General features: G+C 71.0%; 16 protein-coding genes. 5 read left to right on the forward strand and 11 right to left on the reverse strand.

Features of this window, described 5'->3' with window-relative positions:
* Positions 1 to 9 precede the first annotated feature (9 nt).
* Entirely contained in the window at positions 10 to 1,176 is a 1,167-nt protein-coding gene (locus ACGFI1_RS28110) for an FAD-dependent monooxygenase (protein WP_392789424.1), read from the forward strand.
* Positions 1,177 to 1,260: 84 nt separating this feature from the next.
* Here ACGFI1_RS28110 and ACGFI1_RS28115 read toward each other — a convergent pair whose 3' ends face one another.
* Positions 1,261 to 1,863 carry a dihydrofolate reductase family protein gene (locus ACGFI1_RS28115; RefSeq protein WP_392789426.1) on the reverse strand — a complete coding sequence of 201 codons (603 nt, stop codon included), beginning with the start codon at positions 1,861 to 1,863 and terminating at the stop codon, positions 1,261 to 1,263.
* A gap of 74 nt (positions 1,864 to 1,937) precedes the next feature.
* Positions 1,938 to 2,966 (reverse strand): alpha/beta fold hydrolase, encoded by a 1,029-nt coding sequence (locus tag ACGFI1_RS28120; protein WP_387072735.1) that lies wholly within the window; start codon positions 2,964 to 2,966, stop codon positions 1,938 to 1,940.
* 57 nt (positions 2,967 to 3,023) lie between these two features.
* Between ACGFI1_RS28120 and ACGFI1_RS28125 the strand changes: the two genes are divergently transcribed.
* Positions 3,024 to 3,626, forward strand: coding sequence for a TetR/AcrR family transcriptional regulator (locus ACGFI1_RS28125; RefSeq protein ID WP_386873936.1), 603 nt, complete (start codon positions 3,024 to 3,026; stop codon positions 3,624 to 3,626).
* A gap of 28 nt (positions 3,627 to 3,654) precedes the next feature.
* Here ACGFI1_RS28125 and ACGFI1_RS28130 read toward each other — a convergent pair whose 3' ends face one another.
* From ACGFI1_RS28130 to ACGFI1_RS28145, 4 genes are all read right to left on the reverse strand, one after another.
* Positions 3,655 to 3,981 (reverse strand): hypothetical protein, encoded by a 327-nt coding sequence (locus tag ACGFI1_RS28130; RefSeq protein WP_392789429.1) that lies wholly within the window; start codon positions 3,979 to 3,981, stop codon positions 3,655 to 3,657.
* Between the two features lie 21 nt (positions 3,982 to 4,002).
* The gene (locus ACGFI1_RS28135; RefSeq protein ID WP_387072740.1) at positions 4,003 to 4,446 is read right to left on the reverse strand and encodes a VOC family protein; all 444 of its coding nucleotides are present in this window, start codon (positions 4,444 to 4,446) and stop codon (positions 4,003 to 4,005) included.
* 166 nt (positions 4,447 to 4,612) lie between these two features.
* Positions 4,613 to 5,458, reverse strand: coding sequence for a cytochrome c biogenesis CcdA family protein (locus ACGFI1_RS28140; protein ID WP_392789431.1), 846 nt, complete (start codon positions 5,456 to 5,458; stop codon positions 4,613 to 4,615).
* Positions 5,459 to 6,016 (reverse strand): TlpA family protein disulfide reductase, encoded by a 558-nt coding sequence (locus ACGFI1_RS28145; RefSeq protein ID WP_392789434.1) that lies wholly within the window; start codon positions 6,014 to 6,016, stop codon positions 5,459 to 5,461.
* Positions 6,017 to 6,229: 213 nt separating this feature from the next.
* On the opposite strand from ACGFI1_RS28145, the gene ACGFI1_RS28150 reads away from it, so the two are divergent.
* Entirely contained in the window at positions 6,230 to 6,439 is a 210-nt protein-coding gene (locus ACGFI1_RS28150) for a hypothetical protein (protein ID WP_392789436.1), read from the forward strand.
* Between the two features lie 170 nt (positions 6,440 to 6,609).
* On the opposite strand, the gene ACGFI1_RS28155 is transcribed toward ACGFI1_RS28150, so the two are convergent.
* The 5 genes from ACGFI1_RS28155 to ACGFI1_RS28175 all read right to left on the reverse strand — a co-directional run bounded on the left by ACGFI1_RS28155 (position 6,610) and on the right by ACGFI1_RS28175 (position 13,446).
* Positions 6,610 to 7,449, reverse strand: coding sequence for a carbohydrate ABC transporter permease (locus ACGFI1_RS28155; RefSeq protein ID WP_387072750.1), 840 nt, complete (start codon positions 7,447 to 7,449; stop codon positions 6,610 to 6,612).
* Positions 7,449 to 8,474, reverse strand: a complete 1,026-nt coding sequence (locus tag ACGFI1_RS28160) for a carbohydrate ABC transporter permease (RefSeq protein WP_392789439.1) — start codon at positions 8,472 to 8,474, stop codon at positions 7,449 to 7,451. The genes ACGFI1_RS28155 and ACGFI1_RS28160 overlap by 1 nt, the downstream gene beginning before the upstream one ends.
* A gap of 6 nt (positions 8,475 to 8,480) precedes the next feature.
* On the reverse strand, positions 8,481 to 9,746 hold the full coding sequence (locus tag ACGFI1_RS28165) for an ABC transporter substrate-binding protein (RefSeq protein WP_392789441.1): 1,266 nt from the start codon (positions 9,744 to 9,746) through the stop codon (positions 8,481 to 8,483).
* The gene (locus ACGFI1_RS28170) at positions 9,743 to 12,643 is read right to left on the reverse strand and encodes a family 78 glycoside hydrolase catalytic domain (RefSeq protein WP_392789443.1); all 2,901 of its coding nucleotides are present in this window, start codon (positions 12,641 to 12,643) and stop codon (positions 9,743 to 9,745) included. Before ACGFI1_RS28170 ends, ACGFI1_RS28165 begins: the two co-directional genes overlap by 4 nt.
* 122 nt (positions 12,644 to 12,765) lie before the next feature.
* Positions 12,766 to 13,446, reverse strand: a complete 681-nt coding sequence (locus ACGFI1_RS28175) for a FadR/GntR family transcriptional regulator (RefSeq protein ID WP_392733607.1) — start codon at positions 13,444 to 13,446, stop codon at positions 12,766 to 12,768.
* 338 nt (positions 13,447 to 13,784) lie between these two features.
* Here ACGFI1_RS28175 and ACGFI1_RS28180 point away from each other — a divergent pair, with 338 nt between their 5' ends.
* Both ACGFI1_RS28180 and ACGFI1_RS28185 read left to right on the forward strand, forming a co-directional pair.
* The gene (locus ACGFI1_RS28180; protein WP_392789446.1) at positions 13,785 to 15,164 is read left to right on the forward strand and encodes a flavin monoamine oxidase family protein; all 1,380 of its coding nucleotides are present in this window, start codon (positions 13,785 to 13,787) and stop codon (positions 15,162 to 15,164) included.
* 38 nt (positions 15,165 to 15,202) lie between these two features.
* Positions 15,203 to 16,663, forward strand: a complete 1,461-nt coding sequence (locus ACGFI1_RS28185) for an amidase (RefSeq protein ID WP_386873924.1) — start codon at positions 15,203 to 15,205, stop codon at positions 16,661 to 16,663.
* Positions 16,664 to 16,666 lie beyond the last annotated feature (3 nt).

Here is a 16,666-nt window from a genome sequence, read left to right on the forward strand (position 1 = left end):
TCGTAGTGAATGGAGGGTGTCATGCGCGTCGTGGTGGTCGGTGCAGGGCTGGGCGGGGTGACGGCGGCGGTGGGGCTGCACCGCCAGGGGCACCAGGTCGTCCTCTACGAACGGGGCGCCGAGCTCCGCGAGGCGGGCACCGGCGTGGTGATCATGCCCAACGGGCTGCGGGCGCTGGAGGAACTCGGCTACGACACCACTGACATCGGCGGAGCGCGGTCCACCTCCGCCCGCACCGGAGGGCTGCGCGACTGGCGCGGACGGCCGCTGCTGGTCACCGACGCCGTGCAGGCGCAACGCGAGGTCGGGTCGATGATCGTGGCCGACCGGACGGAGCTGCACCGCGCCCTGCGCGCCCCGCTGCCCGCCGGCGCGGTGCGGACCGCGACACCGGTGGAGCGGCTGGAGGCCGGCGAGGACGCGGTGGTGGTGTTCAGCGGCGGCGAGCGCGTCGACGAGGCGGACGTGGTGATCGCGGCCGACGGGATCGGCAGCAGGCTGCGCGTACAGCTGTTCCCCGGCCACCGCGGGCCGCGCAGAATCGGCCGCATGGACCTGCGCGGCACCCTGCCCCGCCCCGCGGAGCCGGACGTGGAGGAGTTGCTGGCCGGCATCCTGATCGACCGGCGCACCGGTGCGATGTTCGGGCTGTTCCCCCTCGGCTCGGACGGGCTGTACTGGTTCACCGACTCTCCGCTGCCCGAAACCGTCCCGGAGCCGGAGCGGGCTCGTGAGCTGATGCTGGAGTTGATGGCCGACTGGCATCCGGCCGTCCCCGCACTGCTGGCGGCCACCGCGGCCGACGACGTCTACGTCGATCCGATCGCCTGCCTGGCCGAGCCGCTGCCGACGTTCGCGTCCGGCAGGATCGCGCTGCTCGGCGACGCCGCACACGCCATGACGCCCGACCTCGGGCAGGGCGCCAGCCAGGCCTTCGAGGACGCCGCCTCGCTCACCCGCCACCTGGCGGCGGCCGAGCCCGCACACGTGGCCGAGCGGCTGCTGCGCTACGACGCACAGCGCCGCCCGCGTGCCAACCGCATGATGCGAGCCGCCGAACGGCAGTCCCGGCTGACCTCTCGGACCGGGGCCGCCGCCTGGGTGCGTGACACCCTGCTGCGCGCAATCCCGGCCCGCCTGGCCACCCGACAGCTCGCCAGCATTTGGCACGCCTAGTACCCGGTTCGCCGAAGCCTTAAGACCCCGCGCGTCGCAGTAGCCGCGTTCCGGATCCGGACCCGTTCCCCGGCCCGCCTCGCTTCAGCGGACGACGCGGTAGCGGACGTGGGTCACGCCGTCCGACGGGACGATGGAGATCTGCTCAAGGTCGAGCGGCTCCGGCCCGATGTCGTCGAGCAGCCGGACGCCCGACCCGAGCAGGCACGGCGCGATGCTCAGCCGGATCTCGTCGAGCAGCCCGGCGCGGATCAACTGCTGCGCGGTCTCGGCGGCCGACACCGACACGTCCCGTCCGCCGGCGGCCTCCTTCGCCAGCTCCACGGCCTGCTCGACGCCCTCGGTGACGAAGGAGACCCGCGGGCTCCACTCGCCCTCGGCCGGCGCCTTGTGCGTGACGACGAAGATGGGCACGTCGATGGGATGGCCGTCCCGCCACCCGCGGGCGACGTCGAACGTCCGCCGCCCGCTGATCATCGCCCCGATGTCGCGGTACCAGCCCTCGATGACCTGCCTGCTGGCGTCGGGCGGGCAGAACCACTGGTTGACGCGGTTGGACTCCGGGCCCGCGCTGAACCAATGGAACAGCCGCTCACCGCCGACACCGAGGGGGCTGTCCAGGCCGGCGCCGGCCCCGGCGATGAACCCGTCCAGGGACACGCTCAGATCGACGATGACCTTGCCCATGCTCATACCTCCGTTCGTGAGTGTCGTGTCGAGGTTCCGACCAGCCGCCGGAACCGAACTCATCGGACGAGGGATCATGCGTGAGCGGCGAGGAAAGCCTTGATCTCCTTGGCGATCGCGCCGGCCTCTTCGGAGCCGACCGCGTGGGAGGCATGCGGGTAGACGACCACGGTCCCGTCCCGCAGGACACGCTTGGCGACCTTCTCGGCCTTCGCGGTGTCGTGCATGACCGACTTGCCGGCCAGGATCGCCAGGACCGGCATGTTCAGGCCCTTCAGGTCCTTCTCTGGGATCCGGGCGGGCTGGGGCAGCTTGATCGAGTAGGCGCTCATCGCGGTCTCGATCATGCGGGCCACCGGTTCGTCCTCCACCGGTGCGCCCCCGGCGGTGTAGGAGGCGAAAGAGTCGCGCCAGGACTTGGGCAGCCAGGGCACCGAGGCCGGGATCGCGCGCACCGCCGTCTCGGCGGGGATGCTGCCGAACGTGTAGGCCGGGTCGATCAGCAGTAGGCCGGCCACCCGCTCGGGGTGATGGGCGGCCATGTTCACGGCCGTCCACCCGCCGATGGACAGCCCCAGCAGGTTGAACTTCTCCTCGGGCAGCTCGGCGAGGGCCTGGTCGAGCCAGGCGGCGTTGTCGGCGAAGTCCTCGATCGGGACCATCTGCACGCTCAGGCCGGGCTCGCCCAGCAGGTCGAGCACGTACACGTCCCCGAGCTCCAGCAGGGAGGGCATGTTGTCCGCCCAGATGGGGCTGGGCGAGGACCGGCCCGGCAGCAGCACGAACGGGTGCTTCGCCGGGGCGTCGGTGGTGGCCTCGAACCGGTAGACGCGCACGAACCCGAACCCGGTGCGCACGTCCAGTGTCTTGTCCGGTGCGGGCATCGCCTCCCAGGCCCGCTTGTAGTCGGCCATGAACGCCTCGTACCCGGCCTTCGAGTTCCAGTGCCCCACAGGGCTCGGTGTGCGCAGCGCGAATGCGCCGGCCACCACCGCCACCACCAGCACCCCGGCGGTGATGCCACCGGCCCGGCGGCGACGCCGCTTGCGCGCGGCCTTGCGGGCACCGTCCTCGGGCGTCGCGTCCTGGACGTCCTCCTCCATGGTCCCCCTTTTTTTGACCGTTCGGTCAAATCCTGGGTTCCAGAGTAGCCTCGTCCCATGCCAGCGCGCGCGTCGGGGCCCGACGGTCTCACCCGGATCGAGCGGGAGCGGCGCGCCCAGATCATCGCCACGACCATCACCCTGGTCGCCGAGCACGGGCACGCCGCGGCCTCCTTGTCGAGGATCGCGCAGGCCGCAGGGGTGGCCAAGGGCACCGTGGTCTACCACTTCACGACCAAGGACGCCGTCCTGGCCACGGCCTACCAGCACGTGATGACGGCCCTGGTCACGCACGTGGCAGGAAAAGTCGAGGAAACCTCGCCCCGAGAGGCTCCCGGGGCCTACGTGCGGGCCATGATCGGCTACCTGACGGACCATCCCGAGCACGCCCGCACGATCGTGCAGGCCGGCCTGGCCGCAGCCGACGAGGGGGACCGGGCGCGGCCGCCGGGGCAGGAACGCTGGGCCCCGCTGGCCGCCCTTCTACGCGAGGCCGCCGAGGCGGACGGCCGCCCGGCGGACGCGGACAGCCTGCGGACCCGGGCGATCCTGGTCGGCGGGATGATCGACGCCGTCGTCGCGGAGTTCCTCGAGGACCCGACGTATGACACCCGCGCCGCAGCCGAGCAGATCGTCCTCATGCTGACCCAGGGACTATGAAGATTGCACTGCGACCCAACTGGATCGTTCAGGTGGGGAGAGCATCGCCGGGGAAGCCGTGGCAGGGATGGACATCGCAGCGCATCATCCCGGCTTGCACGCAGGGGTCGTCAGCCATGATCTCGGCGGCTTCCTCAGCCGGCACGGTCATGATCGCGACGCCCGCCACGGTGTCGGAGGCGACCGGGCAGAGGACGGCGATCACCCCCTCGGCACGAAGCGACACCATGCGCCGCTGATGCTCAATCTCTACCGCGTCCGCGCCGTTCATGGTTCGCTCCGGAGTCCACTGAAGGAGCGCCAGGCTGAAAGGTCTCGCGGTCGAAGCCAGAGCCTGAATCTGTTCGTCGGTCACCCTTGTGCTCACCAGGTCTCCCTACTTGTGGACGCGCTCGGCCAGCGACACGATGATTCCCTCAGGCCCGCGGACGTAGGCCATCCGCCACACGCCCTCATATTCGCCGATGCCTCCCACCAGGCCGTAGCCGTCGGCCGCAGCCTGATCGACGGCGGCCTGCAGGTCCCCCACCTCGAAAGCGACGTTGCGCAGGCCCAGTTCGTTGGCCGGTGCGGCCGGGGAACCCGCGAGGTGGTCCGGCCGTACGAAGCTCGAAAGCTCCAACGTCGTTCCGCCTCCAGGCGGTCGCAGCATGACGATCTCGGTGGCGGCGCCGCTCATGCCGATCACCGTGTCCAGGAACTCGCCTTCCACGGCCATCTTCTGGTCGGCCTCCAATCCGAGGCTGACGAAGAACGCCGTCACGGCGTCGAGGTCGGCAACGGTGATACCGACGTGGTCGAAGCGCTGTATAAAGCCCATCGGTCGCCTTCCCGTGCATCTTGAGGACCCTTGAAGCCTTCGAGCGCCTGGTTACCTGATGGCGGCCGCGCGACCCCGAGCACGAACGGTACGCCACGTCCTCACCGAACGGGTGGCGCTCCACTGATCGCTACCAGCGCCGGGCGTTCCCCACGTCACCTGCGGATCACGTCACGTTGTCGGTTGCCGAGGGAGAAGCGGACTGCTTCCTGCGCCTGCGGAGCGCCATGGCCAGGACGACCGCGAGAGCGAAGGCCCCGGCGATCCAGCGGACGCCGAGGGCGTCGAGCCATGTGGTGACCTGCCCCTGAATGTCGGTGACGGCACCAACGATCGGGTCGTCGGCGAAGGCTCCGGCGTTGACACGCAACTCGTACCAGCCGTAGTAGCCGACATAGACGCCTGCCAGGAGCAGGAACACCCCGCTGGCTCGCGAGACGTGGGGAAGAACCGCTCGGGTCCTTCGGACGGCGGCTTCCTGGGCAAGGGCGACGAGAAGGGCCAGCAGTCCGATGACCAGGCCCATTCCGGCACCGTAGGCGACGAACGCGGCCAGCCCGTCCAGCAGATCGCCGCTCCCGGAGACCAGCCCGGTGACGGCGAGGAACGGCGCGATGGTGCACGACAATGAGGCGACCGCATAGGAAGCGCCGTATCCGTAGAGGGCGACGAACGAGCCGGTCGGCCGGCCGACGTTCAGGCGCGGAAGCCGCAGGAGCAGCTCCCGCCCGGACGCCAGCCAGACGCCGAGCACGATCAGGAGCCCGCCGGTCACGACGGTGACCCACGGCAGGTGCCGCTGGATCGGAGCGGTCGCGACGCTGATCACCAGGCCGAAGATTCCGAAGACGGTGATGAAGCCCAACGTCATGGCCGCCGTCAACCGCAGCGCCCGCGCCGCACCACCGGGCCCGGAAACCAGCAGGGCCAGGAACGAAGGCAACATCGCGAAGCCGCACGGATTGAACGCCGCGACCAATCCGGCGGCCAACGCGAGTGCGAGGTCGTCCATTTACAGGGCGTGCTTATCGATGAGGGAGGACAGCTCGGCCTCGTCCAACGGACCCACCGCCGGGTGGCTGCCACCCTCGGGGTTCACGATCAGATAAGAGGACTGCGAGGTGACCTTGAAGTGCTTGTAGAGGGCGCCGGTCCGGTCGTCCAGTTGGACGATCCCGGACGTCCCGGTGCGCGAAACGAACCTCTCCATCGCCGCTTTGTCCTTGTCGAGCCCGGCGACGCCCACGAAGGCGACCTTGTCGCCGTACTTCTGAGCGGCCTTGGCGACCGCGGGCCCCTCGGCCTGGCATTTGGGGCACCACGGCGCCCAGAACCAGAGCACTACCGGCCTGCCTGCCAAGCTCTCGCCGTCGAACGCCGTTCCATCGAGCTTGGCTCCCCGGAACCTCAGCAACGCGGGTGCTTCCTTGACGGACGCCTTGCTCGGCGCCGCGCTCGTCGGTGCTGAAACCGTCGCCGACGGCGCGGCGATGCCCGGCTCAGCGGTCCCACCGCCGCATGCGGTCAGCACGACTGCCAGCGCGGAGAGGGACAGACTGAACATCTTCATGCCGTCACGGTAGATCTGCTCTGTCCACGCCGACCCTTACAAGTCGATGACGTCACTCAGCGGACTCGTCCTCGACGACAATGCCAATTACCAGGCATCTCCTTGATCATCGGATCCGCCGTTCATTGGACACTCCCGCCGCCGCTCGCGCGTGAACCTTCTCGGGGTCGGCTGGCAAAGAGGGGTGCGAGCGAGCGGCTCGGCGCCGAAGGCATGTTCGACGTGCGCACCTACCCCGATCTCGCGGCGGCCCGTTCGGCGATCGAGGATCGGGAGGTGTACGGAGCGCTCGTCCTCCCGCCCGGCGGCACGACACTGCTCAAGGCATCGGCGGGCAGCCAGGTTGCAGCGCCGCCCGCCTACCGCTACCGCAGCGCAGCTCGCGGCCCGACCCGGGTCAGTACTGTGAAGGCGCCAAGCTGATCCTTGGCCGGACCCAAGATGCTGCCGGACGTGACCGGCACACTCGCGCGGGACGAGGCGCCGCTCACCGTCACGCGGGCGAGCATCCGGACCGGGGCCAGTCCCTGTAGCGGAGGGACGACCACCTGGCCGTTCGATGGGCAGGTGGTCCAGGCCGAACGGCGTCCTCTCTAGCCGCGGAGGGTGCTGGTGAAGCCTTGCGTGACTGAGCGTTGAATGAATGCGTAGAGCAGGAGGACGGGGACGAGGGCGATCATGGCGCCGGCCAGGAGCAGGGGCCAGTTGGTGGAGAACCGGCCGACGAACGAGTAGACCGCGACGGGCAGGGTGGCCCTGTCGGTGTCACCGACGAAGACCACCGCGATGAAGAAGTCGTTCCATACGAACAGGCCCGTCAGCACCGCGACAACACCGGTCACCGGACGCACCAGGGGGAGCGCGACCTGGGCGAAGATCCGTATCGGGGACGCGCCGTCCACGAGGGCCGCCTCCTCGTAGGCGGTCGGAAGCGCCCGGAAGAACCCGGTGTAGAGGAAGACCGCCAGCGGCATCTGCAGCCCGGTGTAGACGAGCACCAGCCCGGCCAGCGTTCCGGCCAGTCCGGTCTCGACCATGAAGGCGTACAACGGGATCAGTCCGAGCTGGATCGGCAAGATCAGGGCGAGGGTGAACAGGCCGAAGATCAGGCTGCCGAGCCGGGAGCCGCGGCGGGCCAGCGCGTATCCGGCGGGCGCGCCCGCGGCCACGAGCAGGACCACCACCGTGACGGTGGCCAGCGTGCTGTTGAGCAGCGCCTGGCCGAACGACACCGTGTCCCCTCCCGCCTGCCCCCAGGCCTCCGAGAAGTTGCCGGCGGTGGGCCGGGCGGGCGGGGCGAACGGCGATCCGGCCGTGTCCCCGGATGGCCGCAGCGCGGTCGTGATGACGAAATACAAAGGCGCCAGGACGGGGACCGCGGCGATCCAGAGGGAGATCTCGCGGAAGGCCGACCAGCGCGTGTACCGGTGCATCAGGAATCCTCCGTGCGGAGCGCTCGGAGCTGGCCGACCGCCGCCACGCACACGACGCCCACCAGGAGCAGGGCGACCGCGGCGCTGTAGCCGTACTGTCCGTTGACGAACGCCTGCTTGTAGACGTAGGTGCCGAGGGTGTCGGTCTTCCCGGAGGGACCGCCCCCGGTGAGCGCCATCACCTGGTCGAACAGCGTGAACGACAGGATCGTCGACAGGGCGACGCCGATCGCGATCGCGGGCCTGAGCTGCGGCAGGACGATGTGCCGGAAGAGCCGCAAGGTCCCCGCGCCGTCGACCATCGCCGCCTCGCGGACCTGGGACTGGATCCCCTGGAGCCCGGCCATGTAGATCAGCATGTGGTAGCCGGAGAACTGCCACACCATCACGCCGACGATCGCCGGCAGCGCCGTCTCGGGCTTGGCCAGCCAGGGCTGCGCGGCCGCGTCGAGCCCGATGGCCTCCAGCGCGGCGTTGAGGGGGCCGTGCGTATCGAGGATGAACTTCCAGACGTACGCCACGACCAGCGGGCTCACCACGGCCGGCAGGAAGAACAGCGTCCGCAGCACGTTCCGGGTTCGCAGTGTGCGCTCCAGCCCGAGGGCGAGGCCGAGCCCGACGGCGTTCACCCCGGCCACGTAGCAGATCACGATCACGAGGGTGTGGGCCAGTACGCCGGTGCCTTCCGGCCTGGTGAGGAACTCGGCGAAGTTGCCCAGCCCGACCCATTTCGGGGCGGTCAACCCGTCCCATTCGGTGAAGGCGTAGAACGCGCCCAGCAGGGACGGGCCGAGCACTGTCGCCGAGCACAGGGCGGCCGCCGGCGCCACGAAGACCCAGGGCACCCTGCGCGCCGAGGCGGTGGCCCGGCCGGTCCCGCCGGTTCTCCGGACCCCGGCGGTCGCCTCCCGGTGCGGCTCGCGCCGCCGTACCGATATCACCACGGTCTCGGCCTCACCGGACTCGGCGCTGCGGCGATCGGTCCGTACGGGCAGATGATCGTGTCCGTCATCGTGTCTCCCCACCGGTCCTTACGGCGCCTGCTCGGTCCAGGCCGCGTCCATGGCCTTCAACGACGGCCGCGGGTCCTTCTTGCCGAGGAGGATCTCGGTCAGGCCGTTCGCGTACTGCGTGCGGACCTCCGGATTCGGCCAGTGCTGGTCCATGATCGGCGCGGTCTTGCCGGCCCGCAGGTACGGTCTCAGCGATTCCGCGTAGTCCGGCACGTCCGGCCCACGCGTGCCCACCGGGATGGCGGGGACGCTAGCGTCCAGCTGGGCGTACCGCTCCCGTCCCTCGGCGTAGAAGTCCAGGAACTTCCTGGCGAGCTCGGGGTTGCCGGCCTTCTTCGGCACCACCAGGCCGACCGCCGGCCCGACGGGGATCCGCACCTTGGCCGGGTCGTCGCTGCCGGGGAAGGGGAACATCTTGAGCTTCAGGTTCGGGTCGCCGGCCTGGAACAGCCGCAGCGTCACCGTCGTTCCGACCGCCATCAGGGCATCGCCCTTCGCGAAGGCCCGTGCCGCCGCCTCGCGGCTGGAGCCGGCGGCGCCCTTGTCGAAGCAGCCGGCGTCCTTCATCTGCTGGAAGCGCTCCATCGACCGGGCCCATCCGGCGGTGCCGCCGAACGTCGTCCCTCCCGCCAGGCGGCGTTCGCCGAACCGGGGGTCGTCGGCGAAGACGTCCGAGGCCGCGAGGGCGAAGGCCACGAAGACCGTCAGCCCGGCCCCCTCCTGCCCGGTCATCGCGAACGCCGTCTTCCCCTTGCGCGCGACGGTCCGGCACAGCGTCAGGACCTGGGAGAACGTCGTGGGAACCGACACCCCTTCCCGGGCGAGGACCGTCGGGTCGAAGAACGTCCCGACGGCCTGTGAGCTCACCGGGTAGACGAAGGTCCGTTTCCCGTCGCCGGTGATGCGCCGGTCGGCCTCGAGGATCTCCTTGGTCCACGGGCTCGCGCTCAGGTCGAGGAGCAGGTCCCTGTCCGCGAGCGAGGCCGAGGACGAGGGCTCGCCGTAGCCCGGCAGGGTGGTGACCACGTCCGGCGGCCGGCCGGTACTCAACCGCCTGCGGATGCCCTGCAGGTGCTGGTCGAACGGGGCCTTCTTGACGGTGACGGTGACGCCGGGGTTGGCGGCGCGGAACTCCCGCACGACGGTGTCGATGGGGTCGTCGGGCGCCCCGGAGATCGTCGAGATCTCGAGGGAGTCGGCGTCGCGAGCCCCGTTCCCGCATCCCGCCACCACCAAGGGCAGCGTCAACGCGCCGCAGGCCAGGATGCGGGCCCCGCGGCTCATCGCCGTGCCCCTTCGGAGGTCAGCGTCAGGGTGTGGAGGCCGTGCGCCACCTCGATCACGACGTGCCCGGCGGCACGCCGGGCGCTCCGGATCCCCCTGCTCAGGGCGATGTCGGCGAGGCCGTCCGGCGCCCAGACGCTGTCCTCGCCCGCCATCAGGACGGGGGCTTCCGCATCAGGGGACAGGGGCAGCCATACCTCGGCCACGCTGGTGGCCGGGACCTCCAGGTCCATGCGCAGTACGCCGTCGCCGGCCCGCCAGCCGACGGCCGCGTCGCCTCGTACCGTCCGTACCCGGGCGGACGCGGAGGTCATCCGGTGCGTCAGCGCGGGCTTCACCCTGATCCGCTGCCATCCGGGCGCCGCGGGCGCCAGACCGGCCACGTCGTTGTAGAGGAACTTCTCGATCGACGCCAGCAGCTTCATGTTGCGGCTGAAGTGCTCGTCGCCGCCCCAGGTCTCCCAGAGGGTCGTCGCCCCGTTGACCACCTGGTACGCCCAGCCGGGAAACGCCGGCTGGGTGGCGATCTCGTACATCACGTCGGCCGCGCCGACGTCGCTGAGGACGTGCTGCAGCGCCGCGGTGCCCATGGTCCCGGTGCTCAGCCGCCCCCCGTCGCGGTCCTTGATCTCCTCGATCAGCGCGCGGACGACGCGGTCGCGGTGCTCGGCCGGCACCAGGCCGAGCCACAGCGACAGCGCCTGCGCGGTCTGCGATCCGGAGGCATAGCGGCCGGAGGCCGGATCGAGGAAGCGTTCGTTGTACGCGGTGCGGATGGACTCGGCGAGCTCGCGGTAGCGGATGGCGTCTACGTGGCGCCCGATGGCCTCGGCCGCGTCGGCGACCATCGTGGCCACCGCGTGGAACCACGCGGTCGAGGTCAGCGCGATGGGGGTGCGCTTGGGGTCGACGCTGCACGTGCCATCCGGCTGGGGCTCCATGTGGTCGCCCCAACCCTCCTCGACGATGAAGTCGTCGGCACGGGAACGCAGGAAGTCCAGCCCGTGGCGCATCCGCTCGTAGTGGGTTTCGAGAATGGACCGGTCACCGTAGAAGCGGTAGAGGTTCCACGCGATGCTCGTGTACGTGGTCATCGTGAAGTCTGGTTTGTCCATATACGGCCAGAAGATCTTCGTGAAGTCCGCCCCCTCCTCGTCCATCTCGCCGAGGGCGCCCTCGGGGATCGAGTCGGCCAGCCGGCCGCGCCACATGATGGGGCAGATGATCGGGAACCGGCCGTCCGGAAGCTGCGCGCCGGCCAGGTCGTCCAGCCACTTCAGCCAGAACCCGAGCGAGTCGAAGCCGTAGAGGTAGTCCTCGATCGTCCAGCCGGGATCGCCGAGCCAGCCGACCCGTTCGGCCCGGTCCGCCGCGTCCTGCGGAAACCCCTGGAGGCTGGCGCGGAGGCTCCACACGACGTTGGCGTGGATCCGTTCGAGCATCCCGTCCGAGCAGCGGAACTCGCCGGGCATCTCCACGTCGGAGTGGACGACGCGGGCCTCGATCTCATGCACCGTGACCTCGGGGTCGGACACGCCGACCTCGGCGTAGCGGAAGCCGTGCAGGGTGAACCGCGGCTCCCAGACCTCGTGCTCCCCGGCACCGGCCGGAGAGCCCCGCAGCACGTAGACGTCGGTCTGCCGCGCCGGCATCCAGGGCGCGAGATTGGCGGACGGGTCCAGTGCGCCGGCGGCGTCCACATCGCCCGCGTGCCGCACCGTGACCTCGGCGCCCGCGGGCCCGCTCACCCGGATCCTGGTCCAGCCGGAGACGTGCTGGCCGAAGTCCACGACCCGCCGGCCATCGCGCTCGGAGACGGTACGTCGCGCGGCCCGCGTCTCGACGACCCGGATCGGCTCCACGAGCTGTGCGCGCAGTGCCCCCGCCGGGGCGGGCCTGGCGATCGCGGGCCGCCACTCCGGGCCGCCGGCGAATCCGGGGCGATCCCACCCGGGGAGCTCGCGCCGGGCGTCGTGGCGCTCGCCGTTGGCGTAGTCGTTGTAAAGGACGGGACCGGGCGCGGTGCGCCAGCCGCCGTCCGAGACCACCGTCAGCCTGCGGCCGTCGTCCGTCTCGATCTCGATCTGCAGCAGCGCCGCCGGGCGGTCCCCGAGCGGGGTGCGGGGGAACGGCCTGGGCCCGAGGTCGTCCTCGGCGCTGTACCAGCCGTGTCCGAGGACGAGCCCGACCGCGTTGACCGCGGCGGCACCGTCCGCGCCGCCCACGACCAGGTCGGTGATGTCGTACGTGGAGTACAGCACCCGCGGGCCGGTGATTCGCGCGGCCTCGCCCTCGCCGTCGACCAGGCCGGGGTCGTGGTCGTAGTCGGTGGGGGCCGGATCCAGCACGCGGTCGCCCACACGCCGCCCGTTGAGCCGCATCTCGTAATAGCCGAGCGCGGCGACGTACGCGCGGGCACGGCGGACACGGCCGGGCACCTCGAACTCGGTCCGCAGCAGCGGCGAGGAGATGCCGGCCTCGGCCGCGATCCACGTCGCGTGCCATTCCTCCCGGCCCAGCAGGCCCGTCTCGAACGTCGCGGGCGGCGCCCACGGCCCAGGCGCGCCGTCCGCCCCCCACAGGCGCACCGTCCACCAGTAGCGCCGCCCGCCGGTCAGCGGTCGGCCCTCATAGGCGACGCCGTTCACCCGGTCGCCGGCGACCCGGCCCGAATTCCAGAGGTCCGCCCCGCCGGGGTTGAGCGACCCGGGATCCCCGGCCACCAGAAGCTGGTAGGCGGTCTGGTCGCCGCCCGGCCCCGTGGGGACCCAGGAGAACACCGGGTGGGCGGTGCCCACCGCGAGCGGATCGGCCAGGTGCTGGCAGCGCAGCCGGGCCGCCGCAGGCGGGCCGGACGGGGCGGGGCGGATTTCGTTGACGTGATGAGAGTTCGCCATGGGGGGCCTCCATCTCGTTGTGCGCCGGCGGACCGGAGATGCGGTGCACGGAAGGGAACTGAAGAGTTCGGTACTGATCGGTCCTGACGTGGCCGGGCGCAGAGGTTCGGGCCCCTCCGGGCTCAGCCGAGCAGCCCTCGCAGGAATTCGCGGTGCTGCTCGTACAGCTGCTGGCATGCGTCCACGGCCTCGTCCACGCGGCCGTGCAGCACTCCGTCCGCGAGCTCCCGGTGAAGGGCGAGGATCTCGGCGCTCATGCTGTGGCCGTGCGGCGAGATGCGGATGGTCGCGTCTATCTGCTGCTGCAGTCCCTGGCACAGGGACATCAGAAGCGGGCTGCCGCTCGCCTCGATGACCGCCGCGTGCAGGGCGCTGTCGAGCTCGGCGGTCTCCGCCCGCGCCGCCACCGCGCGGGTCAGGTCGTCGAGGACGGAGGAGACCTTCGCCTTTCCCCGGTCGCCGCCCTGGCGTGCGGACAGCCGCAGCGCGCCGACCTCCAGCACCTCGCGGACGTTGACGACGTCCTGGAGGCTGAGATGCTCGGCCGGGGTGCCGTCCGTGGGCTGCCCGACCACGAATGTGCCGCGGCCCATCTGCACCTCGAGCAGGCCGTAACCGATGAGCGTCGACACCGCCTCGCGGATCACGGGACGTGACACGCCGAAGCGCTCTGCGAGGCGGCGCTCGCTGGGAATCCGGTCGCCCACGGGGTGGGTGCCCCGCCGGATGTCCTCGACCAGGAGCCGGGCGATGCGATTCGCCTGCGACTCCCTTCGAGGCGTTCCCACGTCTGCTCTGTTCATGGTCCCTCCACGGCGCTCGGTGACGGCATCGGCTCAGTCGATCGTGCCTGCCATACGACCTATCGCATCCTTCCCGCTCCGGTGCCGGGGGGGACTGGACCATGCGCCCCCCAGGGCCGATGTGTGCTGCCGGCCATGGCCGGTGCGAAGGCGCCGCTCACACTGACACTCCTCGATCAGGTAAAGCAGGTAATACCAGTGGCGCCAAGATAACCGAACCGGCCCGGGGCTTCAATGGCCTTGAGAAACTGGTAATACCGGTCTTGCCTGCCGTCGTTTGCGCTGCTAGACATGGCTCACCTGGGAGCTGCGCACGAACGACAGTGGGGGTGGGTCGGTTGGGTTTCGAGGAGTTCGCGGACGTCACCGTGGTCGGAGCTGGTCTGGCCGGTCTGGTCGCCGCACGGGATGTGCGGCGGGCGGGTCTCAGCGTGATCGTGGTCGAGGCGCGGGACCGGGTCGGCGGGCGGACCTGGAACCGTCCGATGCCCGGCGGCTGGACGATCGAGGCGGGCGGGCAGTACATCGGGCCCACCCAGGACCGGCTGGCCGCCCTGGCGGAGGACGTGGGAGTCGAGACCTTCCCCACCCACCATGAAGGGCGGACGACCTGGCGGGGCGCCCGTACCCCCGAGACGTTCGAGCTGGCCCGCCCCGTGCTCGACGAGCTCGACCGGCTGGCCGCCGAGATTCCGGTCGAGGCGCCCTGGCGGGCCGAGCGCGCCGCTGAATGGGATGCCCGGACATTCCATACCTGGCTTTCCCTCCGGGTCACCGAGCCGACCACGATGGCCCTCCTGCGGCTGGCCTTCTCGGCCGTTCTCGCGGCCGAGGCCGATGAGCTGTCCCTGCTCCACGTACTGACCTACATCCGTTCCGCCGGATCGACGAGCATGCTGACCGACGTGGCCGGAGGCGCCCAGGAGAGGCGGTTCAGCGGGGGCTCGCAGCTCCTCGCGATCCGTCTCGCGGAACGCCTGGCCTCCACGGACGGCGGAGGCGGCGTGCGGCTCGGCTCGCCGGTGCACCGCATCCGGCACGGCCGGGACGGTGCCGTCGTGGAGGCCGCCGGACGCTCGATCACCACCCGGCGGGTGATCGTCGCGGTGCCCGTCGCGCTCGGCGACCGGATCGGTTACGAGCCGGGCCTTCCCGGTCGCCGGCAACTTCACCAACGGATGGCGACCGGGGTCACCATCAAGATCCACTGCCGTTACGAGACACCGTTCTGGCGAGCGGCCGGACGCTCCGGGAGCGCGCTGTCCCCGGAGGAGTGCGTATCGGCCGTCTTCGACGACTCGCCGCCGGACCGGGGCCACGGAGTGTTGATGGGCTTCGTCGTCGCCGACCGCGCCCGCGCCTTCGCCCGGTTGCCGGCCGGCGACCGGCGGTCGGCCGTGCTGGGCAGTCTCGTGCGCTACTTCGGCCGGCAGGCCATGTGGCCGACCCACTACGCCGAGACCAACTGGTCCACCGAGGAGTGGACGCACGGGTGCTACGGCTCGAACCTCCCGCCGGGCGCCTGGACGCGCTACGGACCGGCCCTGCGCGAGCCCGTCGGCCCGATCCACTGGGCGGGGGCCGAGACCTCCGCGATCTGGATGAACTACATGGAGGGCGCCGTCCGCTCCGGAGAGCGCGCGGCGTCCGAGGTGGTCGCCGCCCTCGCCGGCACGCGCGGTGCGGTGCCCGGACGTCCGGGCGAAATGACCGAGTAAGCGAAGAAGAGACTCCGAATGAGCGAAGGAGAGGCATCGTGACCGACATCGCCTTCCGTTCGGCCAGCGAGCTGACCGAGGCCCTGCGGAACAAGGAGATCTCCAGCCGGGAGCTGCTGGAGGAGTACCTGCGCCGGGTGGCGCGGTTCGGCCCCGGGCTCAACGCGGTGGTGACCCTCGCGGAGGAGGAGGCCCGCGGCCGCGCGCTGGCCGCCGACGAGGCGCTGGCCAGGGGCGAGCTGTGGGGCCCGCTCCACGGCCTGCCCATGACGGTGAAGGACGCCATCGAGACCGCCGGGATCCGGACCACGGGAGGCGTGCCGGAACTCGCCGGCCACGTCCCGGACACCGACGCCGAAACGGTGGCGCGGCTGCGCGCCGCCGGGGCCGTGATCTTCGGCAAGACCAACGTGCCGGTGGGAAGCGCGGACTGGCAGTCGTTCAACCCGGTATTCGGCTGTACCAACAACCCCTGGAACGTCGACCGCACGCCGGGCGGGTCCTCCGGCGGTTCGGCCGCGGCGCTCGCGGCCGGACTGACCGGGTTCGAGGTGGGCAGCGACATCGCCGGCTCGATCCGCACCCCCGCGCACTACTGCGGCGTCTACGGGCTGAAGACCAGCCACGGCATCGTCTCGGCCCATGGCCACATTCCCCCCTCCCCGGGCGGGCTGGGCGAGATGGACCTCGCCGTTCTGGGCCCGATGGGACGCGCCCCCGAAGACCTCGATCTCGGGCTGGACATCCTGAGCGGCGCCGACTCGGAACGCGCGGTCGCCTGGCGGCTGGAACTGCCTCCTCCGCGCGCCGCCTCGCTGACCGGCTTCCGCGTCGCGGTCTGGCTCGACGACGCCTACTGCACGGTGGACCGCGAGGTGCTCGCGGTCATGCAGAACGCGGTCGAGGCGATCCGGAAGGCGGGTGTCAAGGTCGACGACACGGCGCGGCCGGTCGGGCTGGAGGAGTCGCACCGCGTCTATCTCGGGCTGCTGATGGGCGTCGGCGCGGGCGTGCTCGGTGACGAGGACTTCGAGGCCGCCCTGGCGCTGGGGGACGGGGACACCGGCGCGGTCTTCGACCCCAGGCTGGTCACCCAGCGGGCCCGCGACTGGCACCGTCTGGACGAGGAGCGGCACCGGATACGCGCCCGGTGGGCCGAGTTCTTCAAGGATCACGACGTGCTGCTCTGCCCGGTGGTGCCCACGGCGGCCATCCCGCACGACCATGCCCCCGACCAGGAGGAGCGCCGGACCACCGTCAACGGCGAGACCCGCAGCTACCTCTCGGACATGACGACCTGGTCGGGCATGATCAACATGCCCCTGCTGCCGTCGGCGATGGCGCCGATCGGGCTCACCCGCGACGGGCTTCCGGTCGGAATCCAGATCGTGGCCCCCTACCTGGAGGACCGCACGGCCACCCGTTTCGCCGGGCTCCTGCGCGACCTCATCGGCGGTTTCCGGCCGCCGGCCGGCTACTCGTCTCACGAAGCGAAGTGAGAG

Source organism: Actinomadura geliboluensis (genome assembly GCF_043197915.1).
Classification (GTDB): domain Bacteria; phylum Actinomycetota; class Actinomycetes; order Streptosporangiales; family Streptosporangiaceae; genus Spirillospora; species Spirillospora geliboluensis.